10 protein-coding genes are annotated in these 13031 nt (G+C 40.4%); 4 read left to right on the forward strand and 6 right to left on the reverse strand.

Features of this window, described 5'->3' with window-relative positions; translation table 11 throughout:
• Positions 1-111: 111 nt before the first annotated feature.
• The 3 genes from BUA93_RS10175 to BUA93_RS16305 are packed head-to-tail and all read right to left on the reverse strand — an operon-like array spanning position 112 to position 1754.
• Complete coding sequence (locus tag BUA93_RS10175) at positions 112-951, reverse strand: nucleotidyl transferase AbiEii/AbiGii toxin family protein (RefSeq protein ID WP_083597337.1); 840 nt, start codon at positions 949-951, stop codon at positions 112-114.
• The gene (locus BUA93_RS10180; RefSeq protein ID WP_072979061.1) at positions 941-1549 is read right to left on the reverse strand and encodes a type IV toxin-antitoxin system AbiEi family antitoxin domain-containing protein; all 609 of its coding nucleotides are present in this window, start codon (positions 1547-1549) and stop codon (positions 941-943) included. The genes BUA93_RS10175 and BUA93_RS10180 overlap by 11 nt, the downstream gene beginning before the upstream one ends.
• A 52-nt stretch (positions 1550-1601) precedes the next feature.
• On the reverse strand, positions 1602-1754 hold the full coding sequence (locus tag BUA93_RS16305; protein WP_175547422.1) for a hypothetical protein: 153 nt from the start codon (positions 1752-1754) through the stop codon (positions 1602-1604).
• A gap of 104 nt (positions 1755-1858) precedes the next feature.
• Here BUA93_RS16305 and BUA93_RS10185 point away from each other — a divergent pair, with 104 nt between their 5' ends.
• Positions 1859-4282, forward strand: a complete 2424-nt coding sequence (locus tag BUA93_RS10185; RefSeq protein WP_072979062.1) for a toxin-antitoxin system YwqK family antitoxin — start codon at positions 1859-1861, stop codon at positions 4280-4282.
• 26 nt (positions 4283-4308) lie between these two features.
• Here BUA93_RS10185 and BUA93_RS10190 read toward each other — a convergent pair whose 3' ends face one another.
• Positions 4309-8877 carry a sacsin N-terminal ATP-binding-like domain-containing protein gene (locus BUA93_RS10190; protein ID WP_072979063.1) on the reverse strand — a complete coding sequence of 1523 codons (4569 nt, stop codon included), beginning with the start codon at positions 8875-8877 and terminating at the stop codon, positions 4309-4311.
• A 352-nt stretch (positions 8878-9229) separates the two neighbouring features.
• Between BUA93_RS10190 and BUA93_RS10195 the strand changes: the two genes are divergently transcribed.
• Positions 9230-10504: a class I tRNA ligase family protein gene (locus BUA93_RS10195; RefSeq protein ID WP_072979064.1), complete on the forward strand. Its 1275-nt coding sequence runs from the start codon at positions 9230-9232 to the stop codon at positions 10502-10504.
• Between the two features lie 202 nt (positions 10505-10706).
• Here BUA93_RS10195 and BUA93_RS10200 read toward each other — a convergent pair whose 3' ends face one another.
• Both BUA93_RS10200 and BUA93_RS10205 read right to left on the reverse strand, forming a co-directional pair.
• Positions 10707-11111, reverse strand: coding sequence for a type II toxin-antitoxin system VapC family toxin (locus tag BUA93_RS10200; protein ID WP_072979065.1), 405 nt, complete (start codon positions 11109-11111; stop codon positions 10707-10709).
• Positions 11108-11326, reverse strand: coding sequence for a DUF2281 domain-containing protein (locus tag BUA93_RS10205; RefSeq protein ID WP_072979066.1), 219 nt, complete (start codon positions 11324-11326; stop codon positions 11108-11110). The genes BUA93_RS10200 and BUA93_RS10205 overlap by 4 nt, the downstream gene beginning before the upstream one ends.
• Before the next feature lie 526 nt (positions 11327-11852).
• On the opposite strand from BUA93_RS10205, the gene BUA93_RS10210 reads away from it, so the two are divergent.
• Together BUA93_RS10210 and BUA93_RS10215 are read left to right on the forward strand one after the other, a co-directional pair.
• Entirely contained in the window at positions 11853-12455 is a 603-nt protein-coding gene (locus BUA93_RS10210; protein ID WP_072979068.1) for a DUF1819 family protein, read from the forward strand.
• 8 nt (positions 12456-12463) lie between these two features.
• Positions 12464-13021 (forward strand): DUF1788 domain-containing protein, encoded by a 558-nt coding sequence (locus tag BUA93_RS10215; RefSeq protein WP_072979070.1) that lies wholly within the window; start codon positions 12464-12466, stop codon positions 13019-13021.
• The last annotated feature ends 10 nt before the right edge of the window (positions 13022-13031 follow it).

A 13031-nucleotide genomic window follows, 5' to 3' on the forward strand; every position in this document is an offset into this window, starting at 1 on the left:
ACGAAGTTGCGAAGTCGAAGGATCTAGACCCGAATGTCATCCTGGAGCGTCCGTGAGGATGCGATTGGATCCATAGAAATTCAGACCGTAGCCTAACCGCTGCGGTCTTTTTTAGAAAATACAATCAAGAATCTCTTTGCAAGATTCAATTGTCGCTTCAAATGGAACATCTTTTGCAAACGAAGTTTTTTTCGCGTAATTCTTCCAGCGGGTTTGAAGAATATCGCTCTTTGAAATTTCATCTAGAATCGAAAGAGATTCTTCTTTTTCGAAGGGAGTCTTGCGGTATTGGCAAGTTGTTACAAAAGCTTTCTTCAAGTCGGGAATGCTGATATTCTTCCGTTGCAATTGATTGATGATATAGATGTCGTAATAATCTTTACAACGGCTATTGAGCATGCCTCGGGAAAGAATGGTTTGAAGTTTTTCTGCAACGACCGTTTCCAGGTTATATGCTCGGAACGCGATGGTTTCGTTGCTGATGAGGCTTTGGTAGGAATACTCAATATCTGTCGGAGTGATTGGGTCGCCCGTAGCGACATCGACATGGAAACTTTGTCTGACATTCTCTAAGTGCCCTGTCAGAAGGATGGAAAAACCGCCGTAGGCATCTTCGTCGCGTATTGGAGAGATATCGGCTATTTCGAAAGTTATTGAATCATCGGCATTGGTTGCAATGATGTCGGAGAAAATTTCTCTCAATCTATTCTCGGCCATGGATTCCTTTCTCAGAAGGAAATCTATGTCGGCAGTATAACGGTTCTTTACGCCGAGCAATGTGGCAAGATAGAAACCACCCTTGAAAACGAATTTGTCTGCGTATATTGACTTGGCTAATCTAGAAATGAACGCATCGAAGAAGAATGATACCAGCAAGACGTTGGCATGGACGTTCAATTCTTTGGAGAGGTTGTTGATTCTCGCTTGCAGAGAGTTCTTGTTAATCTTCATTCATTACCACCGTCATAAGTTCCGCAGCTTTATTCTCTATTTTCAAAACCTGCGCATAGTGGAGCAGGTTGCGAATGCTCTTGCCTTTTGACTTTGCGTATAGTCTGAGCGCCTTGCCGAAAATTTCGGCATCGATTTTTCGGCTGTTCTTGATGATGTCGCAAAGTGTTCGTTCCATGTTGTAGCATTCCACCAGATGCCCAAGCGAAGTCTTGATTTTGCAAACCCCAAGTCTGTAGGATTCGTCGTGGGAATCCGTATGGATGGTGACGGAAGGCTTCGGAGAAAAAGGTCGATAGTTCTTGGGGCCGGTCACTTCGAAGTAATCCGGAAGTTGGTCCGTCAGTCCATGCAAAAAGAGTGCGGAAACATGCGAAAAGATGAATTTGGGATATTTGTATTGAAACACAAGATAATCGTCCCGAGTCCATTGTTCTTGGGCGTAGAACCCCTTGTCTATCTTGACAAGACGTTGCTTTCTCACGAAATCGGTCAAGAACCACGAGGGAATCCCGTGGCTATCAACTTGCTTCCGCGTGATATAGCCTCCGTTCGCGTTCAGTATTTTTTCCAGTTTTTTCTCGTTTGTTTCTTGCATTTCAAACCAAATATATAATAAAATGGTTGAAAAGGCAAGTTCTTGTTTCTTTTTACCCGCTACAGAACATTAAAGACGCGAAAATCCCCACGAAAATCAGGAACGGCAACACTTTCAACAGCAAGGTAATGGCGCAGGCGTCTCCTGCGTCGCCAGCCCCGAAAAGGGCCAAAATCCCCAAAACTATAAGGAAAGTTGTCAGCATAGAACCTCGTCCTTACAAATATACAAACGCAAAATGTCATATTTTGTCGCTGCAATGGATGTATATTTTATGGTGATACGGAAAACATCGAAGGCAGGGCATATATGGAAAACGACATCTTAAAAACCAGCTACCCTAACGGAAATCCGAAACTTGAATGTCCAATAGTAGATGGCAAAAGAAATGGACTCTGCATTCTCTACTATGAAAATGGGAATATTTGCCGCAAGGCGATGTTTAAGGATGATTTGCTTGATGGAGTTGAAGAAACTTACCACGATAACGGAATGCTACGCTGCAAAATTTTATTTCAACAAGGTCGCCCCGTAAATGGAAACGTTGTTGTTTTTGATGAAAAAGGGAAACCTGCTTTAACTGAATTTTGGTCAAATTGTCGATGCAAAGCGTTTGATTCTCAAGATAGATTAATTCTTGAATACGGGCTTTTCAGCACTAGCTATGAAGGCTTATACAAAAGTTATTTCCCAAATGGCAACATCAAGGTTTCTTGCGAATACAGCCAAGGCAAAATAGAAGGCTCATATAAGTCTTTTTATGAAAATGGATGCGTTCGAGAAGAAGTGTTTTTTAGGAACGGTATGCGGGATGGTTTAGAAAAGAGATTTTATGACACAGGCGATATAATGTTTGAAACGCCATATACGAACGACAAAATCGAAGGAATACAAAAGAAATACAACAGAAACGGGCATCTTATTTACGAATGTCCTTACAAGAACAACGAGAAACATGGTACAGAAAAATTCTTCTATGATAACGGAAGAATTCGGATTGAAACACAACTAAAAAACGGAAGGCCTGAAGGATTTGAACGAGAATACTACGAAAGTGGCGCACTAAATTGGACTTCCTCTTTCAAATACGGACATAGGGATGGATTACAAAACGAGTTTTACGAAAGTGGAGCCTTAAAACGGAGTCGTTTTTTCAAAAACGGTTTAATGTATGGCCACGAATACACCTATACAGAAAGTGGGACCACTATTCTCGATTGTACTTATTATGCAGGTGCGTTAATTGGAGACGAAAAGCAGTTTTATGAAAACGGGCAACTCCGGACATGCCGTCCATACAACTACGGTGTCGTTGCTGATGGAATTGTCGAGGTTTATAGCGAGAATGGAAACGTCCTAGAACAGGAACATTGGGAAAATGGTCTTTGCTCGGTCTTTTTTGAAAATGGGAGCTTAAAAAAAATATTCGGCCTGAAAAATGGTGTTTATGCGGGAGTTTTCAAAGGATACTTTGAAAGTGGACAACTTGCTCGCGAGTGTTTCTTTAAGGGAGGCTCTCTTGAAGGAGAACGGAAGGACTACTTTGAAAACGGGAATTTAGCATTTGAATGCACATTCAAGGACGGCAAAAAACATGGTCTGCTGCATGTCTATTACGAAAAAGGAGGCCTTAAGGAAGAAAGCCTGTTTTTAGACGATCTTATTCTTGGCCCGTCAAAAACATATTATGAGGACGGAACACTGGCGCAAGAAACTTTCTTTGGCAAATATGGTCTTGAGGACGGCGCAGAACATTCTTATTATAGAAGCGGAACCATGCGAAGCGAGACCTTTTATATTCACGGAAAAAAGGATGGCATTGAAAAATATTTCTTTGAATCCGGAGCCATGATGAGCGAAACTCCTTATCGTAATGGTGTTCCAGAAGGTATTGCGAAAGAATATAAAGAAGACGGGACTCTAGAAAAAGAGATCCCTTATGAAAATGGCGTCAAGCAAGGCTTTGAAAAGACTTTCTCTGCCAACGGAGCTGTCGTAAGATCAACAATGTATATTGACGGTGATGCTTGTGGCTCTCATATTACACAGTATTACGATGACGGCTCTGTATGTCGCGAAGTTGACATGAATGGTTTCTTACCTGACGGGATGGAGTTCGTCTATCACGAAAACGGAGCATTACAATCCAAATCACAATATAAGAATGGACAAATCGTAGATGGCAAATATGAAATTTTTGACGAAAACGGAATTCTTCTAGAATCATTCATTTGCAAAAATGGAATAGCCAAATTTTATCATGAAAATGGCTGTATAAAAAGGCAGATGTATATATTTAGAGACCAATTTAACGGTTTATGCCAAGAATTTGATACCGAAGGGAATGAAATTTGCTGCTCCTATTATTGCGATGGCGTAGAGTGCGAGTCGGAAGAAGACTTTTTAGACGGCACATTCGAGGAATTGGCCGATTCAGTCTTCTTTTATTATGATAGACAAAGACCAGATTTGGATGAAACATCGTTAAAAATATTCTTCCGAGAAATTTACGAATGGGTAATGTCCCTCCCCGAAGCACAAAAGGAATACAACGATTACACTGAAATTCTGGAAAAACTCACCGATGAGGAAATCCCTTTGGAGCTATTTGTCAGGCGTCTCGTTAGGGAATTCATATTGCGCCTGAGATTGCCGAATGAGCCGTTGATTGAAGCGGAATTGGTCGCCAAGTTGATCAAATATTTGAAGGACGAACAAAACCCTAGAATTTGAATGTTTTTATTTACCACAAGCGGTTATCATCTAAATTCAATTTTTTCGATAATTTCTTTCTTCTGGTAATGAGGATCTTCCCAAAACTTTTTGGGAAGTTTATGATAATTCGGAACATCATTTTCAAGATTAAAAACAAAAATGAGTTCATATCTTTCTCCATTTGCTTTTGCGAATTTCATTTCATCAGGGGACACAAAAAAAGATTGAGAATCACCTGTTTTCACTTCCACATAAAATTCGTTTCCTGCTGAATCTTTGTAAGAAATATCATAATCGCCTGAAATGGCCTGTCCAGGCTTTAAAATATCTAAATCAACATAAGCCTCCGATCGGGGGAAAACGTTTTCTTTCCCATAATTTTGGCAAAGTAAGTTATATACCAACAACTCACCTTTGTTTCCCGCAATCTTTTGGTTTCTTTCCTTTCTGTCCTTACCCTTATTCGTTACAGAGCCTTGTCCCTTTTTCCCATTTTTGGATTCCGTAAACAAAGTTCCTTCTCTATAGCCAATCTCGGTTTCTTCTGGAGTAACACTTCTTAGTTTCGCGTATATATCGTTCTTTTTTTGTTCTGTTTGAGATAGTTCTCGTTCTTTTGAATTCATCCATTCGTTAAACTCATCAATTTTATTGAAATAAATCATTGTTTGCGCTATTGCGCTAGACGAAATATCATCCCCAAATTTATTTTCAGGATTCAATTTCCCGTAATTTGCAGAATATTCATCATCCGCATTCAGAAGAACTTCTAAGCAATCCCAGTCGCCAAATTCTTCTTTTATCTTTGCTCGCACATCAAAAGAAGTACTATTGGGGATTTCTTTAATAACAAACGATTCGAATTTTCGAACTTTATCAATAAATTTATTTTTTAACTCCTCTACCGAACATTTCTGCGATCCTTCATTTTTTATTGTTGTGAATAAATAGTTCTTGTATTTTCTTGATTCGTCTTGAATCAGTTTTCTTGACAATGTTTTGTAATATGGTATTAAATCGATAGAATAGACAAATCCTTCTCTTTGAAATTCTTCAACATTTTTTCCCAGTACCTTTAGAACTTGAATCATTTTTTCAGCATTTAGCACACTTTCAAAGTGTTCGAAATCTATATCTAACGCATCAACATCGTATTTAGAGTCTATTTTATTTACAGTCTGAATAAAATTATTCCTTATTTCTATTTCATAGTTCGTATCATCTATGACATCTAAGGAACCAAATTCCTTTTCAATCAAGAATTCTCGTCCTAATTTATCAGATTCTCTAAACAGTTCACCGATTTTTCCAGATTCAAATTGAGCAGTATTCGCAATATTCTCATAAATTTTTTCAATTGCAATTGAAAGTTTTTTGTTGTCAAAATTTTCCTCAAAGCATGTCACATACCAACAAGATACAGTCTTACGAACAGGCGTATATTCTTCATCAATTGTTGCGTGGTCTCCTCCAATTAGGATTTCTACTTGATTTGCCAATTGTATCGTAAGCTTAGGCCCGTTTTTCGCGATTTTATTGTTTCTAATTGAATACGCTTGTGCATACTTTTTAAATTCTTTAAAAAACTCTTGAAATTTATCATCGCAAACAGCAGGCGTTACTTTTTCTATCTCATAAGATTTGTCATATTCTTTACATCCAAAAAGGCATTTGAAATTTTCATTGCCTGTTCGTTGCCCCTTTACAACTATCGGCAAATTATGCGTATTTACAATTTTAGAACTAGGCAAAAAAGCCTCTTTTGCATCATAAAACTGAAGGATTCCCTTGTATCTTACAAGGATTTTTCCCTTTTCTTGGTAGTTCTTGAAATTTTGAGAATTCTCATATTTTCTATTGAATTCTGACCGTTCAATAATTCCGTATATTGTACGTGACAACGCCTCCGCCTCACCCATATTCAAAGATGGTATTTTGAGCATCAATCCGTAAAATTGATCTGACGGTAATTCTGTTGGATTTTCACACAAATCGAATTTGTTGAATATTTCACCGACAACATCAAATTTAAGATTAAGTTCTTCTGCGATTTTTGATACATATTCAGAATCAATGATTGGTAGGAGTTTTGAAAATTTAGAATTAATTCTAGAACCACTATTTTTCAGCACTTCTCTCGGAGAATAGCGATTATTCCCGATTTGAATCCATGGGATTTCATTGAATGTTTCCAAAATATAGTTTCGTACGGAGCATTTTAAATCACGAAAATTCTTTTTTAGAGCAAATTTGTATTGAACTCTAGCTTCAGATTCATTATAAAGGGAATTACTTACATAGGCTAATAAATTACGGTCTTTTGCTATCCATTCTATCACATTAATAGTTTTTATTCTCTTTAAAATTTCATCTAATCGTTCAATAAAAGGTACCTCATACGCACACGAAACATAATCCTTCGATTGAAGCCCTTCTTTCTTTCTCACTACGTCTTGATAATAGCTATCAAATTTTTGTGTTGCCGAATAAAGCGTTTTCTTTGCGATAATAGGAAAGAAGACTACTCCGAATTTGTGTAGAAATTCAGTAAAATCAGCCTCACCATCTTGCTTTATGTCAAATTCAGATGCGTTTGGAAGCCGTCTATAAGAATCATCAAAAAGTAATTCTGCTAAACCATTTCCATAATCATCTCCAAAATAAATTTTTTGAGGAGATTCTATTTGTTGCTTACCATTATTATTGGCCGCAGGGAAACGGAAACTGACGTTATCAGGAGGTTGCCATCCGTTATCATTATATTTTTTCCAAAGCCATTTAACAAATAAAATCGCCGTCTCATACGAATCAACAGATGAATTCACAAGGCTGATAACAGTACTTCTGTCAATATAATGAAATGACAAACAAGGGAATACTACATTTTGTGCTATAACACGGTGAGTCGGTTGTTTATCAGCTCCATTTATTTTGGCAGAGATTTGAGGCAGTAATTCAGCCTGTAAAAGAAGTTCTTCCTGATAATCTTTATTCAAGGCAGGGATTTTTGACCATTTTGGAATAAGGTTTTCATCGATGTCACCCACCAAAAAATAACAGTCTTGCTTATATTTCAACCATTTATTTTCACCATCTTTCAATAAATTAGGTAATGACGCATATCGCTTTTCATTCCACCAAATAAAAACATTTACTTGATCAGAAATCCCCCAATATTCACTTTGCTTATTTATTACTTCTAATAATTCAGAATCAGAAATATCAAATTTGGTTTTATACTTGTCAGAATACCTTTTTATTAATTCTAAAATATTTTGATTTTCAATAGGCTCTATAAGCGATTCAAAACCCGGTCCTTTGAATTTTTTCGGATATTCGCCTTTAATAATTTTAGGTTTATCCTCCAAGGAAACCAACAAACCATTTACAGTTCTAAAAATCTTTGATTTACCAAAAAGTTCTAAATAGTAATCATCTATTCCAAACTTTTCAAAAACAAAAAAAGGCTGTTTAAATATATAAAAACTTCCTAATTCAGGAACAATTATTTCATATAATGTCTTATAATCTTTTTGTTCTATAAAGTAGTTTGCAACATCGTTGAACAGAAAACAAAGTTGTTCTTTGATGAGGTTATAATTAATTTGGTTGTCCTGTAAATTATTACGTTGGTCATCCAATTCATATGTGGCATGAAACAAGCATTTAAACGGTGAAGACGCTTTTAATACCGGGAAAAATGAATACAATCGAGCATTTTCCATTGAATCCATAGACTTTGACACCGCAATAGATAACCTTGCATCTCGGAATTCGTTATCTACTATAGCAAAGTTTTCCAATTTCTTTTCAAATAGCAAGAAATCTTCTTTTGCAACAATTTCTCCATTTACCTTCTTTTCTAACAAGACTTCAGGAGAAGAATCATCTTTGACTCGTTCATAAATAATGATTTTATCTTCTGTTTTTATCTCAATCCTGTTGGTATTAGGCAAGAAAAGAAGTATTCGCAGATCTAATTCGTCTATCTGTTTTTGTACACTATATTCATCTTTTGATTTATCGGGATTGATTAAAATTTCAATAGTAGTTCTATCATCTATTTTTGCATTCTTCTTATTTTCGGGAACTGCCAACATTGGAATATACAGTTTAGGTTCCTTTTCTAACTGCTTTTGTATCTGAGGCATATTGCGAATATCTTCAAATATACGATTGGCAATTTCTTCCGAAAAAAAGATGTGAAACTCACCTGAGTCGATTGACACAGCTTTCGCCCAATTCAAAATAGATCTAAAGCCAGTTCCTTTATTTCCTATATAGCCACCTCTTTTGGGACTATTATTGCCTTGAACAATTGCCTTAACTCCATCAGCATCAAAAAATGTCCCAGTATTACTTATTGTCAATATATTGTTAATATATGAGATGATTATTTCTAATTCACAATCCGGAGTCTTTCCGCTATTTATCAACTTTTGATAAGCATCGTCAGCATTTTGCAACAATTCAAGAATTTCGCGACCATGGTAGCCTTTAACATCACGTTGTTCAACATGATTAACAACAATAAGATTTTCTCGTTCTTGAGGCCTTATATGTTCTTCAATGAATTCGTTTCGTAGAGTGTCAATTAATTCATTTGCAGTCATTTGTTTCGTCCGTATAAAAAAGAACAAAAGTGAATATTCTAAAAATCTAAAATAACAAAAACAGGTATTTGTCAAATATACTTTTTGACATAATGTTGAGATGATTCGTAATTCTTGTTATGGCAATTTATTTGTTGCTTATTCCGGTTTTTTGCGTTAGGGATAGTGACCCCTTGGGGCGGAGACTCGCGGCAGTCTTGTATTGTTGTTTATTGGAGCGAGGCTCCGTTTTATGAGGTTGGGCGGGAACGGAGTGAACCGGGCAACCCATAAAATATAGCCCGATCCACGCCAGTGGGAAACGCCCAAATGCAAAGGGGCGAACCGTTGCAGAAACCTCCTCGGCTCGGTCATGGGCAAGCGAGCTTGCCCGCGACTCTCGCCTTGCGGGTTTTTCCCGATTATCCACTGGGAAGATGGTGAAATCTCTACCGTCGATGATTCCGAACTGCCGGTGCTGTTGCCGGAACTCAAGGACTACAAGCCGGGTGACGGCGGACAGTCCCCGCTTGCAAACGCAACCGAATGGCTTCAGGTTGTCGACAAGAACGGCCGCAAGGGTATCCGCGAGACGAACACCATGCCGCAGTGGGCAGGTAGCTGTTGGTATTACCTGCGCTACATCGACGCTTGCAACGGCGATGCATTTGTGGCAAAGGAACTTGAAAAGTACTGGATGCCGGTGGACCTCTATGTGGGTGGTGCCGAACACGCTGTGCTCCACCTGCTCTACAGCCGCTTCTGGCACAAGGTACTCTTCGACCTCGGTCTCGTCTCTACCGACGAACCGTTCCAGAAACTCTTCAACCAGGGCATGATTCTTGCCTTCGCTTACGAAGATGCCGCAGGCTCCAAGGTCCCTACCGACGAAGTTGAAGAAAAGAACGGAAAGTTCTTCAAGAAGGGAACCGACATCGAGCTCAAGCAGATTGTGGCGAAGATGAGTAAGTCTTTGAAGAACGTCGTGAACCCGGATGATGTGGTGCGCGATTACGGTGCCGATAGTCTTCGTTTGTACGAAATGTTCATGGGCCCGCTGGATGCCGTGAAGCCGTGGCAGACCAAGGGCATTGAAGGCATGAACCGCTTCCTCGGCCGCGCCTGGCGCTCCGTGGTGGGTGATTCTGACGAAGCCCCGGTGTTCGTTGACGAAACCGCTCCGGAAGCGATCGAGAAGGTGATGCACCAGACCGTCATCAAGGTCACAAGCGACATCGAGAACATGAGCTTCAACACCGCGATTAGCCAGCTGATGATCTTCAACAACGAAATGATGAAGATGGACAAGCGCTACCGCGAGCCGTGCGAAACCTTCGTGAAGCTCTTGCACCAGTTTGCCCCGCACATCGCCGAAGAAATGTGGAGCATCCTTGGCCACAACGAATCGCTCACGAACGTCGCCTGGCCGGAAGCCGACCACTCCAAGGCCGTCGAGAACACCGTGGAAGTTGTGTTCCAGGTGAACGGCAAGGTCCGCGCTAAGGCCTCTGTCGCCAAGGACATGGACAAGGCCGCCCTCGAAAAACTCGCCATGGAAAACGACCGCGTGAAAGAGTTCATGAACGGCAAGACCGTCGTGAAGTCCATCGTCGTGCCGGGCAAGCTCGTCAATATTGTGGTGAAATAGCCACAAGCCGGCGTAATTCCGCGAATGTCATCCTGGAGCGTCCGTGAGGACGCGATAGGATCCATAGAAATTCAGACCGTAGCCTAACCGCTGCGGTCTTTTTTGTATAAAGGGGGTAGTCTCCGCCTGCACGCCCTGAAACAAATCAAAAACAGCAACCTTAACAGTTGCGATATTTCATGTGAACAGTTCTGGCAAATAGTTAGACCGTCATAACACAGGGCTCGTTATATCCTGCTAATAACGAATCGTGTGTCAGCAAAATTATCCCTTCTGCTTTTGCTTGGGCAATGAGCATTCTGTCGAACGGATCTTTGTGCGATGGTGCGTTCTCGTCTCGTTTTAGTTTTTCGACTTCCAGAACGTGCTCTTCGTAAATCATCAATTGCAGGAACCCTGCCTGAGTGCAGTAGTCCAAGAATTGAGCACCAGTGATTGGCATTTGGTCTGGATGAATTGCGTGCTTGATAGCAATCTCCCACATGGAGATTAGGCTAAAAACAGGTTCTACATTTTCTTGGTTAATGAGGTTTCTTGCTTCAGTTGGCAGTTTTTCGCTGTCAAGAAGAGTCCAAAGAGCGATGTGCGTGTCCAGTAAGACTTTCATCCGTTCACCCCGAACATTTCTGCGATTTCGTCATTGCAGGAATCGATATTGTCGGGGATGGAAAACTGGCCTTTAGCGATACCGAACTTTTTTACATTCCGTTTGACGGACGTGTTTAGCGATTTCTGGAGAATGAAATCGATAAAATCAGAAACTTCCCCTACATATTCTGCGGGGATGGCCTTGACTTTTTCTTGCAGCAGTTCGATAGGCATAAGAGGAACCTCCTTTCTAAATATACCTTTTTAGTTGCTCAAAATGCAACCCCTTCCAAGTTGGATTAGCCCGTTGGCTTTACAAATTGCGCCAAATTTGAAAAAATCCCCCTCCACAGAACGTCAACGACGCGAAAATCCCCACGAAAATCAGGAACGGCAGAACCTTCAACAGTAAGGTAATGGCGCAGGCATCCCCTGCGTCGCCAGCCCCGAAAAGGGCCAAAATGTCCCCAAAGGGGACCATAGCTACTAAACAGCAAAGCTGCAAGTAGCTGGAGGCCTAGCACGATAAGGAAAGTTACCAGCATAGAACCTCGCCTTTACAAATATACATACTGTAAATGTCAGATTATGACAAACGACTGTTTTGACGTATTTGTGGCGATTTTTGAATATTGAGGGGAAGTCTCCGCCTCGCCTAGGGGAGTACCCCTAAGCCCCCTTTTTTTTGCGTCATTGACACCTTATGTCATGCGATTTTATTTATTATTGCGTAGTAATTATATTGGTAGAATTATACCCTATGGCCCCAGTTCTTTACAAAGCTTCCTTGACCAGGGAACCCTTTCTTTTCTACGAGATGCGCACGGTGTGCCGTCTCTTGGAGAAGGGTATGGAAAAGACTGCCGTTGTTGATTCTGTCGTAAAAAAGAACTTGTTCCAGTACCCGACTGAAAAGTCGGTCCGGCGTATGGCTCGGGCCTGTGTTGCCCGTGCTGGCGGTCTGGGAACTTCCAATCTTGTTTCTGTTTTGGCGCATGGCTCTGTGGAAGAGGCTAAGCAGGTTTGCCTGTATGCGTTGATGAAGGAGCATCGACTGGTGCTGGACTTCATGGTTACTGTTATTGGCGAAAAATTCCGTACGATGGATTTTTCGTGGAATACCAAAATTGCGACGAATTTTTTGACGCGTCTTAAAGAACAGAATGAATCGGTGGCGTCTTGGAGCGATTCCTCGACAAAAAAAATCCGAGGAGTACTGGTTGGGCTCTTGGTCGAAAATGGCTATTTGAAAAATCCACGGGCAAGCAAACTTGAAACGGTTTATTTGTACCCGAATTTGGAAAATGTAATTCGAGCAAATGGCGAAAAGAATATTCTTCCTGCATTCAACTGTTTTTCGTAGGTGATTAGATGAACGATATTTTGCAAAGGCTTGACCGGCTACGCACTAAATTGCAAGATGACGATTTCCTGCATGGGCGCGGTCTTGGCAACGAAGTGAATATCAGTATTTTCTGTTACGAACCCGAAGACGAAATGGTAGTTCGCCACTTTGTTGCTCAGACGGTTGCCGACTCATCGGTAAAATGCAACTTGATTGAACGCAACTTGTACCGCATATTCCTTTCGATTTGTGAAGACGAAGGAATTATGGATGAGATTGCAGGCATTGAAGCCGAAGATGGCCGCGATTACATGCTCGAGAACTTGCAACGTACTGCTGACAACAAGATGTTCGTTCAAAAGATGCAATACGATAATCACAAGATAGGCGATGTATTGCTCTTGACGGGTATAGGCGAAGTTTATCCGTTCATGCGGGTGCATGCGCTTTTGGAAGCGATTCAACCTGAATTTTCGGACATTCCTGTTGTGGTAATGTATCCGGGTAAATTCGACGGACGCAACTTGAAACTTTTCAACCGTTTTGAACCGAATTCCTACTACCGCGCGTTCAATATCATTTAGTCGGGAAAAT

This window comes from Fibrobacter sp. UWH4 (genome assembly GCF_900142475.1).
Classification (GTDB): domain Bacteria; phylum Fibrobacterota; class Fibrobacteria; order Fibrobacterales; family Fibrobacteraceae; genus Fibrobacter.

What these genes read in the sequence shown, in the direction of transcription:
- BUA93_RS10175 (WP_083597337.1), bottom strand. Translation starts at nt 951, where the DNA reads ATGAAGATTAACAAGAACTCTCTGCAAGCGAGAATCAACAACCTCTCC.
- BUA93_RS10180 (WP_072979061.1), bottom strand. Translation starts at nt 1,549, where the DNA reads ATGCAAGAAACAAACGAGAAAAAACTGGAAAAAATACTGAACGCGAAC.
- BUA93_RS16305 (WP_175547422.1), bottom strand. Translation starts at nt 1,754, where the DNA reads ATGCTGACAACTTTCCTTATAGTTTTGGGGATTTTGGCCCTTTTCGGG.
- BUA93_RS10185 (WP_072979062.1), top strand. Translation starts at nt 1,859, where the DNA reads ATGGAAAACGACATCTTAAAAACCAGCTACCCTAACGGAAATCCGAAA.
- BUA93_RS10190 (WP_072979063.1), bottom strand. Translation starts at nt 8,877, where the DNA reads ATGACTGCAAATGAATTAATTGACACTCTACGAAACGAATTCATTGAA.
- BUA93_RS10195 (WP_072979064.1), top strand. Translation starts at nt 9,230, where the DNA reads ATGGGCAAGCGAGCTTGCCCGCGACTCTCGCCTTGCGGGTTTTTCCCG.
- BUA93_RS10200 (WP_072979065.1), bottom strand. Translation starts at nt 11,111, where the DNA reads ATGAAAGTCTTACTGGACACGCACATCGCTCTTTGGACTCTTCTTGAC.
- BUA93_RS10205 (WP_072979066.1), bottom strand. Translation starts at nt 11,326, where the DNA reads ATGCCTATCGAACTGCTGCAAGAAAAAGTCAAGGCCATCCCCGCAGAA.
- BUA93_RS10210 (WP_072979068.1), top strand. Translation starts at nt 11,853, where the DNA reads ATGGCCCCAGTTCTTTACAAAGCTTCCTTGACCAGGGAACCCTTTCTT.
- BUA93_RS10215 (WP_072979070.1), top strand. Translation starts at nt 12,464, where the DNA reads ATGAACGATATTTTGCAAAGGCTTGACCGGCTACGCACTAAATTGCAA.